Raw genomic sequence first — 19,850 nt, 5'->3', positions numbered from 1 at the left:
ATGATATAATTACCAACGAACTTTTAAGAAGTCGTTTTGCTCCTCGTTCTGGGATGGTTCTACTTCAAGAGGTTCATTTTTCTTTAGTACCTTACTGAAAACGAGGGCCCCAATTTCCTTTACGGGCATATATAGTTTGGATTCGTCAATTGATTCTTGTTTAACAAACCCCAATTGATTGTTGGTTTTGTCAAAAAAAATCAAAAGGGCGCCTAGGATTACAGCAACCTTGAGTGCGCCAAATATTCCACCCGCTATTTTATTCAGTAAGCCCAACATGGCAAAATCGGCAATTTTAGTCAATAGTTTCCCCGCCATATTTACCACCAGGACAATAATTATAAAGGTGATCAAGAAGGAAGCAGTGTTCATATAACGTTCGTTCCAATCCATATTTTTGGCAAGATATTCCCCCACGATATAGGAAAAGTGAATGGCACCGTATAAACCGGCAATAAGTGCAATTAAAGATGCCAATTCTACCAAGAGACCATTTTTTATCCCCTTGTATAGGCCGTATAGTAATAGTAATCCAATAATAATATCCAAAATGCCCATACAAAAGTCTTTTGACAAATATAAAACTTTGATTTGTACCTTTGAACAATTCTATTCTGTTTGGATAAATGAACCCGGAATAGTTTAAATTAAGATTGATTGCAATGTCTAGAGATACACAGTTAAAGGATAGGTGGGAGACTTTGGTAAAAAAATTATCTGCCCAATTTGCGGACAACGATCCATTGGAATTGGATGCCATCATATATCTGGTAGGCGTCCAGGAATTGGGGCAGATTCATAGAACCTACAAAAAGGATGAAAAATTAAATCTAATGCATATAGCTATTTGTAGGCTGTTGGAACCATATGGGTATTACGAGTTCGATTTTTTTGATGAAGATGGTTGGCCGCATTATAACATAAAGGAAGAACTTCCCCCTTTAAAAGCGGGCGAACAATCTGTGTTAATGAAGGAAGCTTTGGTGAGCTATTTCCTGGAAAAGGAATATATCATATAGTTATGGAACTTACAAAACCCTATTATGCCGTAATTTTTACCTCCATTACCACTGAAGATAATATGGGGTATAAGGAAATGGCCCAGCAAATGGAGTCACTGGCAAAAAGACAAACGGGTTTTCTAGGTTTTGAAAGCGCAAGGGACCAATTAGGGATTAGTGTAAGTTATTGGGATAGTTTGGGGGCCATAGCGGATTGGAAAATGCAGACGGATCATTTGTTTGCCCAAAAAAAAGGCAGGGAACAATGGTACAAATGGTACAAGGTCCGTATTTGTATGGTGGAAAGGGAGTATGAATTTGGGAACGGATAAGGATTCGAAAAAGGGAATAACAACCTTTCTACGGTTGAAGGGGCTAATTCAAAAGCATCCTAGGAAATTACTTATCCTTACCTCACTGCTGATTGCCTATTATTACTGTTTGCCCAAACAATTATTCCATACCCCCCATGCCACTGTTGTTGAAAGTAAATCGGGCAAGCTCTTGGGAGCACTTATTGCCGAGGACGGTCAATGGAGATTCCCCGTGGTGGATAGCGTGCCCTTTAAATTTGAGACCTGTATTTTAAATTTTGAGGACGCCCATTTTTATTGGCATCCCGGTTTTAACCCTGTTTCCATAGGCAAAGCTCTTATAGCAAATATTTTGGCTGGGAAAACAGTAAGGGGGGGCAGTACCCTTACCCAACAGGTAATACGCTTATCCCGCAATCACAAGAAACGGTCCTACTGGGAAAAAATTAAGGAACTGGTCTTGGCCACTAGATTGGAGTTGGGGTATTCCAAGCATTATATTCTAAAATTATATGCCAGCCATGCCCCGTTTGGAGGAAATGTGGTAGGGCTGGAGGCAGCATCTTGGCGTTACTTTGGCATGCAGCCCGATCAATTGTCATGGGCAGAAGCAGCTACCTTGGCCGTATTGCCCAATGCCCCTAGTTTAATTTACCCTGGAAAGAATCAAACAGAATTGCTAGGCAAGAGAAATAGGTTGCTTCATAAATTATTGAATAATAATTATATAGATAGTACTACCTACCAGCTTTCCCTTTTGGAAGAATTGCCCAAAAAGCCATTTCCATTACCGGACACAGCACCTCATTTGGTTCAATATTTGGCCAAAAAATATAAGGGCAAGAGAATTTCGACCCCTGTGGATGAAAACCTTCAGGCAAGTATAAATAGTATTGTACATAAGCATTATAAAAACTTAAAACAGAATCAGGTTTACAATGCGGCAGTTCTGGTGATGGATGTTAAGACACGTAAAGTACTTTCTTATGTGGGCAACACACCAACGGATAACGAACACGAAAAGGATGTGGATATGGTGCAGGCCAATCGCAGTACCGGCAGTCTGCTAAAGCCATTATTGTATACCGCCATGATGAATGAGGGGGAATTATTGCCCACTATGCTAATTCCGGATGTTCCTACCCAAATAGCAGGTTATACCCCCGAGAATTTTAACGAAAGCTATAGTGGCGCAGTAGAGGCAGACAAGGCGTTGGCCAAGTCACTTAATATTCCTGCAGTGCGGCTGCTACGTTCCTACGGATTGGAAAAGTTTAGGGATCAACTGGATTTGTTCAACCTAAGGGGCTTGGATAAATCGGCCGATCATTATGGCTTAACATTAATTCTTGGCGGAGCGGAAAGCAATCTCTGGGACTTGTGCAAGACCTATGCCTCCTTGGCATCAACTGTAAATCACTTTAATGCCACTTCTAGTGAGTATTATAACAAGGAATTTATAGAACCAATCCCAACAGCGGAAACCAAGGTGGATTTTGGTGCTAAATCTACTGAGGTGACCATTTTTGATGCGGCCAGCATCTACCTTACTTTTGAGGCCATGAAAAAAGTCAACCGGCCAGAGGGCAGTGAATCCTGGGAATTTTTTGATTCCTCCAAGCAGATAGCTTGGAAAACGGGAACCAGTTTTGGCAACAAGGACGCATGGGCCATTGGCATTACTAAAGACTACGTAGTTGGGGTTTGGGTTGGAAATGCCGATGGCGAGGGAAGACCAAATGTAACCGGACTTAGCAGTGCCGCCCCTGTGCTATTTGATGTGTTCGATGTTCTGCCCAGGTCCTCCTGGTTTCAAAAGCCACTAGATGAGTTTACTGAAATGGATGTATGTTCGGAAAGTGGTTACTTGGCTACTGATATTTGTCCCAAAACAGTACTTTCTATCCCCAGAAAGCAAAATTTCGTTAAGTCATGTGCATATCATCAATTGGTGCATTTAGATGCTGAAAAACAGTTGAGGGTCAATTCCTCCTGTGCAGATTTGTCACAAACTGTCAGCGAATCTTGGTTTATATTGCCGCCATTAATGGAATACTATTATAAAAAAGGACATCCTTCATATAAAACTTTACCGCCTTTTCTGGAAAATTGTAGGGATTCCAATTCGGAGGCAATGGAGTTTATATATCCCAGAAACGGAAGTAGAATTACCTTGGCGAGAAATTTTGAAGGTAAGAAGAATGAATTGGTGGTTAAGTTGGCCCATGTTAAACCGGCAACACCTGTTTATTGGTATTTGGATGAGAAATTTATTGGGCAGACCTCAGACTTTCACGAAATAGGATTGATACCGTCCCTTGGAGAACACCGAATTATGGCAGTTGACGCCTTGGGCAATGAAGTTGTTGTTATAGTAACCATAGAGTAACATTAGCACTTTGATTTGGGCCTATAATCCATTATCTTTAAAGACATTGGTCGGAGCAAAATAAATGCAACTTCTATAAACGGATACCCTCTAAAAGATGACAAAAAATATTCGATTTTCTAATTTGGATAGGAAAAAAACAATAGCCAAACTACAGGAAGAGACATTCGATCTAGTGGTTATAGGTGGTGGAATTACAGGTGGTGGTATTGCCCTGGATGCAGCATCCAGGGGCTTAAAGGTTGCCTTGGTTGAAAAAAACGATTTTGCATCCGGGACCAGTAGTAAATCAACAAAGTTGATTCATGGTGGACTGCGATATCTAAAACAATTTGATTTCTGGTTGGTAAAAGAGGTGGGTTCCGAAAGGGCCATAGTACATAATTTGGCGCCACATCTGGTGTTACCGGAGAAAATGTTGCTGCCATTAATAGAAAATGGGTCCTATGGCAAATGGCTTACTTCCATTGGGTTAAAGGTTTATGATATTTTGGCCCAAGTTACCGGAGATGATAAACGTAAAATGTTGGAGAAGAAAGAAGCCCTGAAATTAGAACCCTTGCTGCCCAAAAAGATCTTAAAAGGAGCCGGGTATTATGCGGAATATAGGACAGATGATGCCCGACTCACTATGGAAACTATAAAGACCAGCCTTCAATATGGCGCCGTAGCTCTCAATTATGCCGAGGTGACCGACTTTATTTATGAGGAGGATATGGTTGCAGGGGTGAAGGTAAAGGACACGGTCCTGGACACGGAACTTTCAATAAAGGCCAAATATGTCATAAGCGCTGCAGGACCTTGGGTGGATGAGCTTAGGGGCATAAACAATTCCAAAAAAGGAAAGCGCCTACATCTTACCAAAGGGGTGCATCTGGTTTTCCCATATGAGAAATTGCCTATAAAGCAATCTGTTTATTTTGATATACCTGACGGACGCATGATGTTTGCCATACCAAGAGGCAAGATTACCTATATTGGAACCACAGACACCAATTTTAACGAGAACAAGGACAAGGTAAAAACAGATGTGGCCGATGCTATTTATTTAATATCTGCCGTAAATAATATGTTTCCAAAGATAAATTTGGAAATGGAAGATATTATTTCCTCTTGGGCCGGACTGCGCCCACTTATACATGAGGAAGGCAAGTCTGCCTCGGAACTATCACGGAAGGATGAAATTTTTACTTCAGATACCGGCCTTATAAGTATTGCTGGTGGTAAACTAACGGGTTATCGTAAAATGGCGGAGCGCGTAGTGAACAGGGTAGCCAAAAAAATGGAGGAGGATTATGGAATTACTGTAAAACCTTCGGATACGGAACATATTCCTTTATGTGGTAACGAGTTTAAAAAGTATAAATACGTTAAGAAATATATTGCGGAAATCCATGAAAGATTAACGCCTGAAGGATTTTCTCAATATGATGCCTGGTATTTGGTGACCAATTATGGAAAACAGACCGAAACAATTTTACAGTACTATGCCAAGCAGAAAGAAGATGATCATGAGTTGGGTATGGCCAAGGCAGAGCTGAAATTTACCATAGAAAATGAAATGGTACATACCCCCATGGATTTTTTTATCCGCAGAACAGGAAGGCTGTATTTTGATATAGATAGTATTAGAAAGTTGATGGAACCTATACTGGTCGAGTTTAAAACTATCTATAAACTAAATGATAATGTCATTGATACCTACCGGAAAACCTTGGAAAGTGAAATCGAAGAACATTCCAATTTTTCGCTAGACCGAATTTAAGGGCATTGGTTAAAGTGATCCTTGATGGCCCAGCAGGTTAAATCTTTTGGCTAGTCCAGCTTTTCGGTGAGTTCCTTGAAAACTTTTTTCGGGTTTTTATTTTCATAAAGTACCTCGTAAACGGCGTTTAGAATAGGGGTTTTCGATTTATTCTTGTGTTTTGAAACTATTAGGAATGCACTTTTGGTGGCATAATATCCTTCGGCCACCATTTTCATTTCCATCATGGCACTTTTTACAGTGTAACCTTTGCCGATCATGTTTCCAAACATACGGTTACGACTAAAAACGGAATAGCCCGTAACTAATAGGTCCCCTAAATAGGCAGAGTCGTTTATGTTGCGCTTCATCTTGTGCACCCGTTTTATAAATCGCTTCATTTCCCTTATGGAGTTGCTCATAAGTACACTTTGAAAGTTGTCGCCGTAGCCCAATCCATGGGCAATACCAGCAGCAATAGCATAAATATTCTTTAGCATGGCCGCATATTCCGTCCCAATAATATCATCCGATATTTTGGTTTTTATGTAGTCGCTACTTAGGTGTTTGGCCACTAATTTGGCTTTTTCCGTATCCGCACAGGCTATGGTTAAATAGGATAAGCGTTCCAAAGCTACTTCTTCGGCATGGCATGGGCCTGTAATGACCCCAATATTTTGGAAGGGAACGTTATAATTAACATGAAAATGCTCTCCCACGATTAAACTGGATTCTGGTACAATTCCTTTAATGGCCGAAAAAATAATTTTGTCCTTGATATCAACGGTCAGTTGCTTCAATTCGTTATCCAAGAAAGCCGAGGGAATGGCAAAAATAAGGACGTCGGCGTCAGCAACGGCCTCATTAATATTGTCCGTCAGGTTTAATTGTTCGGTATGAAATTCTACAGAACTTAGATAATTGGGGTTGTGTTTCTGGGTCCTAATGTGTTCAATGGCATCTGTATTGCGCATGTACCAATTAACTATATCCGCATTCTCTGTCAACATTTTAACAATGGCAGTTGCCCAGCTACCACCACCCAACATTGCAAACTTTATATTGTTCTTCATTTATCTAATATTTTTTGTTGTACGCCAAGATCCAATAACCAAGGTATCTTGCTAAAAGAACATTAATGGCCCATCAATTTCCCGGGACTATTAAGGAAGAGCACATGGTTCAACAAAATCTATGGCAATGTAGGACTGTTTTTTGGAGATTCAAAACAAGAATTTAATAGCATAGGTATAAGGGATGGTGCAATCTAGGGAATCCAAATTTTTGGTCCAGTAGACATTTCTCATTGTTTTTCGGTTATAACATGTTGATAATTAGCCTTTAAAATTATTGGCATAATGATTGTTTTATTGTAATAGTCAACATCAATCTATATGATATGAGAACTATAAAACTACTATTTACAACTTTAGCCCTCGCTATTTTGGCAACGGGTTGTTATACCGAAGTTATTATTGAGGACGAATACATTGATGAACCCTTTCTAAATGTACATGCCTTATTAAAATCCTATGAGCTTTGGTATGTGGATATCAATGCTACTTCCGGCAATGGGGAGGTTCCATTTTTGCAACGTGCATTTACCATTTCCTTTGTAGGTGAAACGGTTTTTACCAACAATAATATAGTAGGCATTGGTAAAACAGGGAATGGCTTTGGATTGGATGTTGGGTATTTCGATACTGCTAATGGAAGGCTACAAATTAACCATGATATGGATGGATATTGGGTTTTGGAGGTATTCGTCCTGGACAACAATACCATTGAATTATATGATGCCGATAGTGGAACATCATATTTTTTAGAGGGATATCAAAGAAATAACTTTGATTATGACATGGTATTCTATGACAATATTGAATATCTATTGCATGAATATAATGTTTGGGAAAAGGTGGCTACAAGTGTGGAAGGAACGGTAAACGATTTTGATGGGGAAAATTATTTACAGTTCTATTTTGATGGAAACAAAAGTGTATTTAATTCCTCGCTAGACCCCACGGGGATGCATTTCAACGACATTTTGTGGGATTATCGAGGTGAGTATTCATTATTTGATGTTTATAACGATGAAACGCTCAAAACTTTAACACTGGATTATGACTTCATGGGCAATGATTACTTTGAGTTGTACGTTATTAATGATAGTACAATAGAGCTGTATCATTCCAGTAGTGGAACAGTTTACAGGTTTAAGGGAAGGGGATTTATTACCTATTTGAAATCTGGAATGTCCCAAGTGGACAGAAAGAGGACAAAAACCCAATACGGAACCATGAAGGTGGTTAGGAAAAGAAAGATATAATTATTGCCGTAAGCTTTTACGGTGCCGATATAAAGAAGTTTTTGGTTGGTTATTTAGTTAAAGACCGCTTTGGAGTAATTACCCAGGGCGGTTTTTTATTTACCATAATTCTACGTATGCCAAAAGATTTATTCCAAATAGAATAGGCGGTCTGGCCAAAAGGAAAAACTCAAATAAATTCCTTAAATTAAGGTGTTGTTCGAAGCGTTAAAAAAACCAGCTTATGGGATCCAAGTACAATAAGGTTGCCAACAAGAACCCTCATGAGAAGATACCGGGGAACCCTTCCACTTCCACTACCAGTAAAATTGTTTTGAACGACCGAAGTAACGGTAGGCCTTTACGGATTCTGAGTGAGGAGGATTGGAAATTTTGGTTGTACAACGGGTATATTGTTGTTAAAAATGCGATCGCAAAGGAGCAAGCACAGGAAACCGCACAATTTTTATGGGAATTTGAGGAAAAGGATCCTAGGAACCCAGATACCTGGTATACGCCTCCCAAGGCTGAAATAAAAATGAAGGAATTAACAGGTACGGGAATGGTGGAGGTGTACAACCATCAGTATCTTTGGAACAATAGGCAACAAGAAAAAATTTATGATGCTTTTGTGGATATTTGGGGTACGGAAAAACTTTGGGTAACTATTGATAGGGCCAACCTAAACTTCCCAATTCGGCCAGGATTTGAACAAAAAGGGTTTATACATTGGGACTACGACCCGGAAACCAGACCACAGAATGTACAGGGCGTATTAGCTTTGGCAGACCAAACCGATGAGAATATGGGAGGGTTTCAATGTATTCCCTGGTTATACCGGAATTATGATTCATGGAAACTTCATCAGCCAGCCGATAGGAACCGTTTTCAGCCAGATGTAGGCGACTTGCTGGATATGATAGTAAAGGTGAAGATGGAGACGGGCGATCTTTTGATTTTTAATAGTACGCTTCCTCATGGTATAAGGCCAAATCATTCAAAAAACAAAGTTAGGATTGCCCAATATATCTCAATGATGCCGGCCGAGGAGGATAATGGGCCCCTTAGAACTTGGCGCATCAATTCTTGGAAAAATAGATTGGCACCAGCCGGATATGCTTTCCCTGGCGATCCCAGAAATTGGGAACAGACCAAGTACAGATCGGCTGACTTAAATGATTTGGGCAAGAAATTATTGGGACTTCAATTTTGGTAATTTGTTGTATATGTCACATTTAGGCATATCATGCACCTTAAAACAAGAAAATCCCCTACTTTTGCACCCTCAAAAACAAAAGCGTGAAGAAGTATTTAAATCTATTCGATTTTAAGCAAAAAGTAGATTATAAGACCGAGATCTTATCTGGTTTAACCGTAGCCCTAGCTTTGGTACCTGAAGCTATAGCCTTTGCATTGATCCCTGGGTTTTCTCCGTTAACCGGATTATATGCAGCCTTTGTATTGGCATTGGTAACTTCTATTTTAGGAGGTAGACCAGGAATGATTTCCGGAGCTACAGGTGCCGTGGCGGTTATTTTTGTGGGATTAATTTTGGAATTGAAGAATACTTTCCCCGGGATTACTCCAGAGACTATTTTGAATTATGTCTTTGCCACCGTGATCATTGCAGGCCTATTACAAATTACAGCAGGAGTTTTAAAATTAGGAAAGTTTATACGCTTGGTGCCACATCCGGTCATGTTTGGATTTGTCAACGGATTGGCCATTATAATTTTTATGGCGCAATTCCCCAATTTCTATGTTAAGGGAACATCAGAATTGATGTCGGGAATGCCTTTTTGGACCATGTTGGGACTAACCTTATTGACCATGCTGATTATTTGGGGCTTCCCCAAAATAACCAAGGCGGTTCCCTCGTCCTTATTGGCTATAGTGGTGGTGTCCGCAATAGTTTTGGGTTTTGGTATAGATACGCTAACAGTAGCCGATACTATGTCTGAAGGAGAGTCCATTAAAGGAGGCTTTCCCCCTTTGTCCATTCCTAATATTCCATTTACATGGGAAACCTTTCAAATAATATTTCCCTTTGCGGCCATTGTAGCCGGAGTTGGCTTAATTGAGAGTTTGCTTACCCTAAATATAATAGATGAAATTACCGATACTCGTGGAAGTGGAAACAAAGAATGTATAGCGCAGGGAACAGCGAATATTTTCTCTGGATTCCTGTCAGGGATGGGAGGTTGTGCTATGATAGGGCAAAGTTTGATCAATACTTCCGCTGGTGCCAGGGCTAGATTATCAGGAATAACCGCTGCTGTAATGTTGCTGGTATTTATAATGTTCGGCTCTAACTTAATAGAACAATTGCCCATGGCCGCTTTGGTTGGACTAATGTTTATGGTGGCCATCGGAACCTTTGAGTGGGCAAGTTTTAAGACATTTAGAAAAATGCCTACCTCAGATGTTGTCGTAATGGTATTGGTTACCTTAATTACAGCCATTACCCATAATTTGGCGGTTGCCGTATTGTTCGGGGTAATTATTTCTGCCTTGGCCTATTCCTGGGAAAATGCCAAACGTATTAGGGCCAGAAAATCTATCGATGAAAACGGGATAAAACATTATGAGATATACGGACCCTTGTTTTTTGGGTCAACTACCGCCTTTGCTGAGAAGTTCGATATACAGAACGATCCCAACGAAGTAATTATCGATTTCAAGGAAAGTAGGGTTGCAGATATGTCTGGAATTGAGGCCTTGAACAAATTAACGGAACGTTATGCCAAGGTGGGCAAGAAGGTGCACCTAAAACATTTAAGTCGGGACTGTATTAGGTTATTGGAGAATGCCAATGAAATTATTGATGTGAACGTAATAGAAGATCCTACCTATAAAGTTGTTGTGGATAAGGTATAGCAGTTATACTTTTAATGGATCTGCTCCAATGGATTATCAATAAAAAAGCGTTTGCACATCCCATCTATGGGGGCAAACGCTTTTAATTTTTTAAAGAATTTATAAACTATAAGGTCCTTAAATATTCTGCTACCGCACGAGCATCCTCTTCGGAAAGATTCTGGTTCAGCATAACGGCATTGTTGTACTCCTTCAATAAAGCCTTGGCTATAGGGTCTTCCTTAAGCATACCATCTGGGTTTAAGATCATGTTCATTACCCATTCTGGGCTTCTTCTTTCAAAAACACCCTTTAGAGCAGGTCCAATCAAACGTTGCTCGGCCATATGACAAGCCACACAAATGGTACTGAATGTTTTTTGTCCTTTGGCAGCCAGTTCGGTATCAATTTCATCTGCGAACGTTACAGATTTAATTGGGCCTACACCTTTGTTGCTCATGTCTACAGGGACTCCCTCACTTACGGGTTCTGCTTTCACTTCTTTTTTGGTACGGTTCATTTCAAAACCTTCCTTTTTTTCTTCTTTTTTTTCGCCACAGCTAAGGATCAATCCAGCTAGGGCCAAAGGGATAAATAATTTTCTCATCGTTTTGGTATATTATTTCACGAAGATAATAAATAGATTATTTTAATATAATTCTTCAACAAATTTTAATGCCCTTTTTTCTGTATAGGTAATATTATTTTGGCCATAAAACCCTACATGGCCTCCGTATAAGGGAAGTTCAAAATGTACGTTATTATTTTGTTCAGCTTCCTTAAAAGGATAACATTGGTCTCCCAAAAAGGAATCATTTTGAGCATTTATAATCAGGGTGGGAGTTCTTATGGCATGGATAAACTGTAATGAACTGGATTTTTGGTAGTAATCAATAGCATCCTTAAATCCATGGGCCTTACTGGTATAGATGTCATCGAAATCTTTTAGGGTGTCTATCTTTGCAATGTCCGTATCGCTTATCCTTTCTGGAAAAAGAAGTTGTTTTGCACGCAGTTTTTCTATAAGATGTTTCTTGAACCTAATGGCGTACAATCTATTTTTTGGTTTCAATAGTTCCAATAATGAACTGTATAGGTTGCATGGGACAGATACTGCGATGGCCCCTTTTATTTCCTCAGGGATATATCTTCCTTCCCCTAAGTATTTTAGGGTCAAATTGCCACCTAGACTAAATCCCTTTAAGTAAATATTGGAGTAGTGTTTTTCTTCCAATATGTAGTGTACAACGGCCTCCAAATCTTCCGTGGCCCCAGAATGATAAGATTGGAAAAGGCGATTGGTCTCACCGCTGCAACCCCTATAGTTTACGGCGCAGGCATCAATACCAATGGCATTGAATTGTTTTGCACTACCAGTTATATAAGGTCTTTGTGCATTGCCTTCCAGGCCATGTAAGAGTATTACCACTCCGGTAGAGGGGCGGGAGGCGTAGCTCCAATCCAGATCCATAAAATCCCCATCGTTAAGTTCCAAACGATCCCTATGTTGTATTAGGCCATGTACCTTTCTAATCAATCCAGAATAAATAGTGGATAAATGTCCATTTTTAAAAAGTAATGGTGGGTTGTAATCGGAGGTGATAATAGGCATGGAAAGAGTTCTATATGGAGTTGGAACAAAGATTTAAGGATAAGGAGACAAGATAGGTTAATCCTATAATTTTTCAAAGATTGGCGGCCAGGATAAATATGGATGTCAATATTACGGGCTATGTTTTAGTAATGCCTTATAAAATGGACCGGAATTTTACTAAATTAATACTTATTGTAAATTAATATGTTGTTGTTTCAACATATTTTTATATTTTCGTTAACGTTAACGAAAACTAATATCCAAATATTATGGCTAATAAGAATCTAAGGGGTTTAATCTTGGTGTTGCTACTTCACTTTACTTTTTTCAATGCTTTTGCCCAAGATGGATGGGAAACACTTTTTAATGGTAAGGATTTCTCCAATTTTGAACAATTGAACGGGAATGCAAAGTATAAAATTGAAAATGGGGAAATGATAGGAACCTCTAAGTTAAATACTCCCAATAGTTTTATGGCCACGAAAAAGACCTATGGCGATTTTATTTTGGAATTTGATGTATTTGTGGAAAACGGACTAAATTCTGGGGTCCAATTTAGAAGTTTGAGTCTTCCGGAGTATATGGAGGGAAGGGTACATGGATACCAATGTGAAATTGAGACCAGTGATAGAAAATGGGCAGGGGGAATATATGACGAGGCCAGAAGGGGATGGTTATATCCGCTATCCAGAAACGCTAAAGGACAAAATGCTTTTAAACCGGGGGAATGGAACCATTATAGGATTGAGGCCATCGGCCAAAATATCAGAACTTGGATAAACGGGATACAGTGTGCCAACCTTGTGGATGATGCTACAGCGAAAGGGTTTATTGCCTTTCAGGTGCATTCCATACACGATGCTAGTTTGGAAGGCAAAATAGTGAAATGGAGAAATATTAGGGTCAAAACCACTGATTTGGAGAAGGAGCGTAAGGAGGTAGCCGTATATGCCCCGGAAATAAGCTATTTACAAAATCAGCTCACTGCTGATGAAGTTAGAAAAGGCTGGAGGTTATTATGGGATGGCAAGACAACGGCAGGGTGGCGAGGAGCAAAATTGGATGCTTTTCCAGAGAAGGGCTGGGTTATGGAAGACGGTATTTTGAGTGTTCTGTCCTCTGATGGTGCAGAGTCTAGAAACGGAGGGGACATTGTAACAACCGAGGCATTTAGCAATTTTGAGTTGAGTATTGATTTTAAGTTGACCAAGGGGGCCAATAGTGGCATAAAATATTTTGTTGATCCGGGTCTTAATAAGGGGCAAGGTTCTGCTATAGGTTTGGAGTTTCAAGTGTTGGATGACAAGGAACATCCGGATGCCAAAATGGGGAAAAATGGCAATAGGACTGTGGGGTCCCTGTATGATCTGATCCGTGCAGAGAACTTTGAAAATTCTAGGGGCAAGAATTTTAATGGGGTGGATAAATGGAACAATGCCCGCATCGTTGTTAGGGGCGGCCATGTTGAACACTGGCTTAATAATGTAAAGGTGGTGGAATATGATAGGTTTAGCCAAGCTTTTAAAGCATTGGTAGAAAAGAGCAAGTATGAGAAGTGGGAAAATTTTGGAACAATTCCGGCAGGGAAAATCCTTTTACAGGATCATGGTGACCATGTTTCCTTTAGAAGTATAAAAATAAGGGAGTTTTAAGGTAGGTTTAATTTAAAAAATTAAGGATCATGAGTGAAGGACGTAGAAATTTCATCAAAAAAACAGCATTGGCATCAGGAGGTCTAGCTTTGGGGGTCAACTCCATGAGCGCGAAGAGCTATAGTAAAATCATTGGAGCCAACGATCGGGTAAGAGTAGGGATTGCAGGGTTCTCCAATAGAGCCAAAGGGGCATTGATACCTGCATTCTTGGGGCATTATAAAAAACAGAATTTTGAAATTACCGGAGTTTCGGATATATGGAACCGCCGAAGGGATGAAGGAGCAGCTTTCCTGAAGGAGAAAACTGGGAACAAGATGCGCGTTTGGAGAAATCATGATGAAATGTACGAGGAAAATAAAATAGATGCCGTTATAATTTCTACTCCAGATTTTCAACATGCCTTGCACACCGTGCAGGCGGCCAATGCAAAAAAAGATGTGTATGTTGAAAAGCCGTTTGCGGAAACCATGGAAGATGCCAGGGTAGGTAAAAAGGCGGTCGAAGATTCTGGAATTGTGTTTCAAATTGGTTCCCAAAGGCGAAGTGGTCGCAATTATCATGCCGCCAACGACTATATTAAGTCTGGTAAATTTGGAGATATCGTAATGGTTGAAATGAGTTGGAACGTGAATCAACCGGACAGATGGCGCTTACCGGAATTAACTAGTCAAATCAAGGAATCTGATACCGATTGGAAGCGCTATTTAATGAACAGGCCCTATGAGGCTTGGGATCCTAGAAAGTATTTGGAATATAGATTATTTTGGCCTTTTTCATCGGGTATTCCAGGTCAATGGATGTCCCATCAGATTGATACCGTTCACTGGTTTACTGGCTTGAACCATCCAAGAAGCGTCGCTGCCAATGGAGGAATCTACCTTTGGAAAGACGGAAGAAAAAATTACGATACCATGACCGCAGTATTCGACTATGGCCCCTTGGATGATCTTTCCAAAGGCTTCCAAGTGGTCTATTCATCCAGGTTTACCAATTCGGCCGGCGGTACCAAGGAGATCTATTATTCCAATGGAGGAGAATTGAACTTGGACACCAACAAGGTGAGTCCCAATGGAGGATTAAAAGCTTCCCATGCCAATAAAATGGGTATGCAGGAGAATTTATTGCCATCATTTGATCTCTCGGATAGTGACGTACAAGTAGTTACATCCGCAGACACTGGTGCAGATAACATGACCTCATTGCATATGTTGAATTGGATGGAGTGTGTTAGGAGCAGAAAAGAAACAAATGGGCCAATAGATGCCGCCTACAATCATTCCATAGCCAATATTATGACCACCGCAGCCCTTAGAACTGGACTAAAGTCCACCTTCGATGACAAGGCTCAGGATGTTTTGGCTGGGGATAAGGTTTTCAAATATTAATCTAATAACATCAATAACATGAATAGAATAAATATTAGTTGCGTACTCATTCTTTTAATATTTTCTTCCTGCAAGGAAAAGGTGAAAAAAGCTATAGTTGAGGAATCTTCACCCAAGATGGATCAAGTCACCTTTAGGACTGATGAAGAGAACCAAAAGGTAGATGTTCTTATAGATGGAGATTTATTTACAAGTTATATATATGACGGAAAAACACCTAAACCTGTCCTATATCCGGTAATTACCAAAAGTGGCACAAAAATAACCAGGGGCTTTCCTATAGAACCTTTAGAGGGAGAAAGGGTAGATCATCCGCACCATGTAGGGATATGGTTTAACTACGGTGACGTAAACGGATTGGATTTTTGGAACAATTCTTATGCCATAAAGGAAGAGGATAAACATAAATATGGAACCATCAATCACCGGGAGGTTACGGAAACCAATGCGGCAACGGGTACCCTAGTTGCCACAGCTAATTGGGATACTTCGGACAATACCACGCTATTGGAAGAAACAACGGAATTTTCCTTCAGTCAAGAAGGGGATACTAGGAAGATTATTAGGACCACTACCTTAAAAGCCTTGGAGGATGTATCCTTTAAGGACAATAAAGAGGGAATGATAGCTATCCGAGTTACCAGAGGATTGGAGCTTCCTTCAGATCAACCGTCCATATTTATGGATGCCAATGGGATACCGACCGAGGTGAAAGCTCTGAACAATGAAGGGGTTAATGGTAATTATTTAACGAGCGAAGGAAAGACTGGGGAAGAGGCCTGGGGTACTAGGGCCAAATGGACAACTTTATATGGTAAGATTGCGGATGAGCCAGTTTCTGTAACCATTATGGACCATCCAGGGAATGTGGGTTACCCCACTTATTGGCATGCACGAGGTTATGGCCTTTTTGCAGCCAATCCACTGGGACAAGAGGTATTTTCAGATGGTAAGGAAAAATTGAATTTCAGTTTGGCCAAAGGGGATTCGGTTACTTTTAAATACGCCATTTTGGTTCATAATGGGGAGCAACTTAGCGAGGATTCATTAAACGGATATTTTTCTGATTTTAGTAAAGACCAATAAGCCCTTCATGAAATATTTTACGATTTTGTTGCTTTTCCTAATTTTTGGCAACATTGGAATGGCTCAAGAATTGGAAAAGAAGGCCATGCACAGTTTGTTCAATGGAAAAACTTTGGATGCCTGGACAATCCCTGATGGAGGGGAATGGTCCGTTAAAAACGGAAAAATAGTGGCCAAGAATAATTCCGAAAAGAAGGGGTCCATACTTTGGACCAATGAAAGTTATAATGACTTTGTGGTAGAATTGGATTTTAAAATGATTAGTGGAAATATTGATTCTGGTATATTCATGAGGGGAGAGGATAAAAAAAATCCCCAGATTCAAATTGGCATATCTGGCTCACTAAAAAGGGATATGACGGGGTCGCCTTATGTGCCCGGAGCCGGTTACCCTGTGGAAGCAAAGAATGTAATTAAATTACTCCGTGTAAAGGGGTGGAATACTATTAAGGCGCGGGCAGTGGACAATACGTATACGGTATGGTTAAATGGGGAGGAAGTCATGAACTATACTATGGATGATGCTAACCTGCAAGGCCCGGTGGGGTTACAATTGCATCCCGGGAGGGAAATGGAGATACACTTTAGAAAAATAGTTTTAGGCAGGCTTTAAACCGATTCAAGTTGTATTTTTGCCGCCGTTTCGTATTTGCCTTATTATATTAATTTAAGGAAGTTGGTCTATGGACAATCTTATTGGAATTAAACAGATTGCCAAACTGGCCAATGTATCCATTGGTACGGTAGATAGGGTGTTGCATAATAGGCCAGGAGTTTCAAAAGCTACACGCGAAAAGATAAAGGCAATTGTTAAGGAGACAGGATATAAAAAGAATACTGTGGCCAGTCGCCTTAATTTGGCGGGTAGAAAGAAATTAAAAATAGCTGTACTTATACCGGAGGCATCCAGTAACTGGAGTTATTGGGAACTTCCAAAAAAAGGCATAGAAAAGGCGGTGGAGGAATTAAGTGAAATGGGCATCCTTGTTTCATATTACTACTTTAAGGATCCTTTCTCCTTCATGAAAATGGGCGATGCCGTTGTGAATAAAAAATTTGATGCATTGGTGACAGTCCCATTTTTTATGGCAGAATGCAACCATCTATTAAGCAAGGCCAAAACCGAAAAAATTCCTGTTGTGTTTATGGATACGGAGATTAAATTGGATTATCCGTCCTATTTTATCAGGCAAAATTCGCATAATGCAGGAATGGTAGCGGCAAGGTTATTACATGGATTGGTTGGGAACGATGGACTCTATTTTGTAATCAATATTGTAACGGATAGGGGATTGCACGCTAATAACCAACAAAGGGAAAATGGATTTAGAGAATTCTTTACAACCAATTTCAAGGGCAAGTCAATTTCCATAATGACCATAAATCATCCTATAGATCGGCCATTTGAAATTGATCATGAAATGGAGAATTTGTTCAAGGATCCTAGGAGAAAAGGTATTTTTGTAACTAATGCAAGGTCTTATTTAATTCCCGGTATCCTAAAAGCGCATAATGTTTCCAATGTTTCTGTGGTTGGGTTTGATCTTCATAAGGATAACCTAGAATGTCTAAAAAGGCATGAAATTGATTTTTTAATCAATCAAAAACCGGAATTTCAGGGGTATACCGCCATTAAGGGAATGTTTAAATTCCTTACGGAACAAGATCCGTCAGATTTAAATATGAATGTTCCAGTAGAAATAATTGTGCAGGAAAATTGCGAATCTTTTTAATCTTACTACAAAGAAACATTAAAAATCCTGCTATACTAACCTTCTTTACTTCCAAAAAAAGGCCTCCATTAATGGAGGCCCTAAACTAACTAATATAAAAAACAACTATAAGAAATTATTGTGGATATCCTGGATTTTGAGGATAACCACCCAAAGTCCTGTCTATTTGTTCTTGGGGAATAGGTCTTAAAACATGGTAATCCTGAATGTTGGGCGCCGCAGAAGGATTATGTAGTCTAGTACGTTCTACCAACTTTCCTGTCCTGGTCAAGTCCCACCAGCGCCATCCTTCACCTATTAATTCACGCGCACGCTCATCTAGAATAAAATCTATATCAACATCACTTGAAGTAATTTCAATTGCGGCCTCTTGTCCTGGAACTGCCGACCTTACCCGAACAACATTAATGTCAATAGCGGCACCCGAAGGATTATTTTGCTGTAATCGTGCTTCGGCGCGCAATAAGTACGCATCGGCCAAACGCATTAAAATAAAATCGCGTTGTCCTTGCTCTTTCTGACGATCGGGCCTAGTAGGGTCGATCCATTTATTCATTGAAGGGAACAAACGTTCTGAATATTCGTCGTTTGTTATAGTAATATAGGGTTTTGTGTCCTGTCTAGATTGTGGCCAATCTATGTCTTTTCCAGGTCCAGGAATGAAAATAGCAGTATCTCCAATGGCCAACGCCGCTCTTGCCGGTTCGCCATTCTCTGGGTTTGCCGGTGTGGCAGGTTCATTTTTGTTTGCGTACCATACATGTTTAAATGATTTGTCGTAACGCGTATCTATATCCCTATCCCATAAACTTAGTGTAAAATTGGTAGGTCTAAATCTTTTCCAAGGTCTACCGTTTTCAATATCCCGGGTCATACCACGACGTACATCGTACTCCTGTAGGAAATAAAGGTGCCCTCTATGTCCGTAGGAGTCGATTCCACTATCAACTTGTGACTTTGAATTAGGAACAACAAAAACCATCTCACTGTTTTCTTGGTTGTTAATATCCCATAAATCAGCAAAATCGTCCAAAAGTGAAAAACCATAATTGTTGATTACATTACTGAACAAAGTTTCGGCCCTTGAAGCATCGCTTCCGTCAGCAAATGATTTGTAGCTGCGCGTTAATAGTACTTTACCTAATAAAAACTCTGCCGCAGCTTTTGTGGCACGACCATAGTCGGATTGCGAGTTAGGTAAAGTGGCTATGGCAAACTCGAGATCAGGAATGATGGCCTGGTTATATATCTCTGCCTGGGGAGTTTTATTCGCTTCCACTTCTATACCCTCTGTTTCCTCTAAACTAAGATGGGCATCACCATAGGTAGTAACAATATTAAAGTAATAAAGTGCCCTTAGGAAACGCACTTCTGCTATACGCGAAGTTTTTTCGGCCTCATCCATTTCAATTCCGGCCGAACGGTTGATAACGCCGTTGGCTTGGTTGACTCCCCTGTACCAAGTGGCCCAAGCATCTCTCACCATTGAAGATGATGCGTTCAAACTGGTGTCATAGAAATTAAAAAATTTATGGCTACCATCTGCTCCATTGTTATAGGTGTCTGTTCCGAAGACCGTCATCGTAAAGCCGATTTCCTGGCCATAAAAAGGCTTTAAGAGTGAATAGGTTGCATTCACGGCATCTTGAAAACCTTTTTCCGTTGTATAATATGAAGCAGCCGAAACGTCTGTCACAAGCTCTTCTTCCAAAGATTTATCGCATGAATTGATTATGAACCCCAAGGTCAAAAACCAAATACAATATATTTTTCTTTTCATAATATTTT

The 19,850-nt window shown here is 40.0% G+C and carries 17 protein-coding genes; 12 read left to right on the top strand and 5 right to left on the bottom strand.

Annotation, left to right across the window (positions count from 1 at the left end):
* Positions 1-9: 9 nt before the first annotated feature.
* Positions 10-558, bottom strand: coding sequence for a CvpA family protein (locus B9Y87_RS11340; protein WP_085499101.1), 549 nt, complete (start codon positions 556-558; stop codon positions 10-12).
* Positions 559-662: 104 nt separating this feature from the next.
* On the opposite strand from B9Y87_RS11340, the gene B9Y87_RS11335 reads away from it, so the two are divergent.
* The 4 genes from B9Y87_RS11335 to B9Y87_RS11320 all read left to right on the top strand — a co-directional run bounded on the left by B9Y87_RS11335 (position 663) and on the right by B9Y87_RS11320 (position 5,469).
* On the top strand, positions 663-1,019 hold the full coding sequence (locus B9Y87_RS11335; RefSeq protein WP_085499099.1) for a hypothetical protein: 357 nt from the start codon (positions 663-665) through the stop codon (positions 1,017-1,019).
* Between the two features lie 2 nt (positions 1,020-1,021).
* Positions 1,022-1,333: an antibiotic biosynthesis monooxygenase family protein gene (locus B9Y87_RS11330; protein WP_085499097.1), complete on the top strand. Its 312-nt coding sequence runs from the start codon at positions 1,022-1,024 to the stop codon at positions 1,331-1,333.
* A complete protein-coding gene (gene pbpC / locus B9Y87_RS11325; RefSeq protein WP_085499096.1) occupies positions 1,314-3,704 on the top strand; it encodes a penicillin-binding protein 1C in 2,391 nt (796 codons plus the stop codon). The genes B9Y87_RS11330 and pbpC overlap by 20 nt, the downstream gene beginning before the upstream one ends.
* 97 nt (positions 3,705-3,801) lie before the next feature.
* Positions 3,802-5,469: a glycerol-3-phosphate dehydrogenase/oxidase gene (locus tag B9Y87_RS11320; protein WP_085499093.1), complete on the top strand. Its 1,668-nt coding sequence runs from the start codon at positions 3,802-3,804 to the stop codon at positions 5,467-5,469.
* Between the two features lie 50 nt (positions 5,470-5,519).
* Here the strand turns inward: B9Y87_RS11320 and B9Y87_RS11315 are convergent, their stop codons facing one another.
* Positions 5,520-6,521, bottom strand: coding sequence for an NAD(P)H-dependent glycerol-3-phosphate dehydrogenase (locus B9Y87_RS11315; protein ID WP_085499092.1), 1,002 nt, complete (start codon positions 6,519-6,521; stop codon positions 5,520-5,522).
* 326 nt (positions 6,522-6,847) lie between these two features.
* Here B9Y87_RS11315 and B9Y87_RS11310 point away from each other — a divergent pair, with 326 nt between their 5' ends.
* The 3 genes from B9Y87_RS11310 (at position 6,848) to B9Y87_RS11300 (ending at position 10,630) form a co-directional block, all read left to right on the top strand.
* Entirely contained in the window at positions 6,848-7,774 is a 927-nt protein-coding gene (locus B9Y87_RS11310; protein WP_085499090.1) for a nicotinic acid mononucleotide adenyltransferase, read from the top strand.
* A 223-nt stretch (positions 7,775-7,997) separates the two neighbouring features.
* Entirely contained in the window at positions 7,998-8,969 is a 972-nt protein-coding gene (locus B9Y87_RS11305) for a phytanoyl-CoA dioxygenase family protein (RefSeq protein ID WP_085499088.1), read from the top strand.
* A gap of 83 nt (positions 8,970-9,052) precedes the next feature.
* Positions 9,053-10,630, top strand: coding sequence for a SulP family inorganic anion transporter (locus tag B9Y87_RS11300; RefSeq protein ID WP_085499086.1), 1,578 nt, complete (start codon positions 9,053-9,055; stop codon positions 10,628-10,630).
* Between the two features lie 106 nt (positions 10,631-10,736).
* Here B9Y87_RS11300 and B9Y87_RS11295 read toward each other — a convergent pair whose 3' ends face one another.
* Both B9Y87_RS11295 and B9Y87_RS11290 read right to left on the bottom strand, forming a co-directional pair.
* Complete coding sequence (locus B9Y87_RS11295; protein ID WP_072860368.1) at positions 10,737-11,216, bottom strand: c-type cytochrome; 480 nt, start codon at positions 11,214-11,216, stop codon at positions 10,737-10,739.
* 42 nt (positions 11,217-11,258) lie between these two features.
* The gene (locus B9Y87_RS11290) at positions 11,259-12,221 is read right to left on the bottom strand and encodes a YheT family hydrolase (protein ID WP_085499085.1); all 963 of its coding nucleotides are present in this window, start codon (positions 12,219-12,221) and stop codon (positions 11,259-11,261) included.
* Between the two features lie 251 nt (positions 12,222-12,472).
* Between B9Y87_RS11290 and B9Y87_RS11285 the strand changes: the two genes are divergently transcribed.
* The 5 genes from B9Y87_RS11285 to B9Y87_RS11265 all read left to right on the top strand — a co-directional run bounded on the left by B9Y87_RS11285 (position 12,473) and on the right by B9Y87_RS11265 (position 18,062).
* Entirely contained in the window at positions 12,473-13,855 is a 1,383-nt protein-coding gene (locus B9Y87_RS11285; RefSeq protein ID WP_085499083.1) for a 3-keto-disaccharide hydrolase, read from the top strand.
* Between the two features lie 29 nt (positions 13,856-13,884).
* Entirely contained in the window at positions 13,885-15,243 is a 1,359-nt protein-coding gene (locus B9Y87_RS11280) for a Gfo/Idh/MocA family protein (RefSeq protein ID WP_085499082.1), read from the top strand.
* An 18-nt stretch (positions 15,244-15,261) separates the two neighbouring features.
* Positions 15,262-16,329, top strand: coding sequence for a DUF6807 domain-containing protein (locus B9Y87_RS11275; protein ID WP_085499080.1), 1,068 nt, complete (start codon positions 15,262-15,264; stop codon positions 16,327-16,329).
* A gap of 7 nt (positions 16,330-16,336) precedes the next feature.
* A complete protein-coding gene (locus B9Y87_RS11270; protein WP_085499079.1) occupies positions 16,337-16,942 on the top strand; it encodes a 3-keto-disaccharide hydrolase in 606 nt (201 codons plus the stop codon).
* A gap of 70 nt (positions 16,943-17,012) precedes the next feature.
* Positions 17,013-18,062, top strand: a complete 1,050-nt coding sequence (locus B9Y87_RS11265) for a substrate-binding domain-containing protein (RefSeq protein WP_085499077.1) — start codon at positions 17,013-17,015, stop codon at positions 18,060-18,062.
* Positions 18,063-18,177: 115 nt separating this feature from the next.
* Here B9Y87_RS11265 and B9Y87_RS11260 read toward each other — a convergent pair whose 3' ends face one another.
* Entirely contained in the window at positions 18,178-19,842 is a 1,665-nt protein-coding gene (locus B9Y87_RS11260) for a RagB/SusD family nutrient uptake outer membrane protein (protein ID WP_085499254.1), read from the bottom strand.
* Positions 19,843-19,850 lie beyond the last annotated feature (8 nt).

The sequence above is a fragment of the Arenibacter troitsensis genome (assembly GCF_900177645.1).
GTDB classification, from domain to species: Bacteria; Bacteroidota; Bacteroidia; order Flavobacteriales; family Flavobacteriaceae; genus Arenibacter; species Arenibacter troitsensis.
This window is presented reverse-complemented; position numbering and strand designations above follow the sequence as displayed.

Excerpts from the sequence above, each read along its gene's own strand:
- B9Y87_RS11275 (WP_085499080.1), top strand. The coding sequence starts at position 15,262 with ATGAATAGAATAAATATTAGTTGCGTACTCATTCTTTTAATATTTTCT.
- B9Y87_RS11315 (WP_085499092.1), bottom strand. The coding sequence starts at position 6,521 with ATGAAGAACAATATAAAGTTTGCAATGTTGGGTGGTGGTAGCTGGGCA.
- B9Y87_RS11335 (WP_085499099.1), top strand. The coding sequence starts at position 663 with ATGTCTAGAGATACACAGTTAAAGGATAGGTGGGAGACTTTGGTAAAA.
- B9Y87_RS11270 (WP_085499079.1), top strand. The coding sequence starts at position 16,337 with ATGAAATATTTTACGATTTTGTTGCTTTTCCTAATTTTTGGCAACATT.
- B9Y87_RS11330 (WP_085499097.1), top strand. The coding sequence starts at position 1,022 with ATGGAACTTACAAAACCCTATTATGCCGTAATTTTTACCTCCATTACC.
- B9Y87_RS11265 (WP_085499077.1), top strand. The coding sequence starts at position 17,013 with ATGGACAATCTTATTGGAATTAAACAGATTGCCAAACTGGCCAATGTA.
- B9Y87_RS11340 (WP_085499101.1), bottom strand. The coding sequence starts at position 558 with ATGGGCATTTTGGATATTATTATTGGATTACTATTACTATACGGCCTA.
- B9Y87_RS11305 (WP_085499088.1), top strand. The coding sequence starts at position 7,998 with ATGGGATCCAAGTACAATAAGGTTGCCAACAAGAACCCTCATGAGAAG.
- B9Y87_RS11280 (WP_085499082.1), top strand. The coding sequence starts at position 13,885 with ATGAGTGAAGGACGTAGAAATTTCATCAAAAAAACAGCATTGGCATCA.
- B9Y87_RS11310 (WP_085499090.1), top strand. The coding sequence starts at position 6,848 with ATGAGAACTATAAAACTACTATTTACAACTTTAGCCCTCGCTATTTTG.
- pbpC (WP_085499096.1), top strand. The coding sequence starts at position 1,314 with ATGAATTTGGGAACGGATAAGGATTCGAAAAAGGGAATAACAACCTTT.
- B9Y87_RS11295 (WP_072860368.1), bottom strand. The coding sequence starts at position 11,216 with ATGAGAAAATTATTTATCCCTTTGGCCCTAGCTGGATTGATCCTTAGC.
- B9Y87_RS11290 (WP_085499085.1), bottom strand. The coding sequence starts at position 12,221 with ATGCCTATTATCACCTCCGATTACAACCCACCATTACTTTTTAAAAAT.
- B9Y87_RS11285 (WP_085499083.1), top strand. The coding sequence starts at position 12,473 with ATGGCTAATAAGAATCTAAGGGGTTTAATCTTGGTGTTGCTACTTCAC.
- B9Y87_RS11260 (WP_085499254.1), bottom strand. The coding sequence starts at position 19,842 with ATGAAAAGAAAAATATATTGTATTTGGTTTTTGACCTTGGGGTTCATA.
- B9Y87_RS11320 (WP_085499093.1), top strand. The coding sequence starts at position 3,802 with ATGACAAAAAATATTCGATTTTCTAATTTGGATAGGAAAAAAACAATA.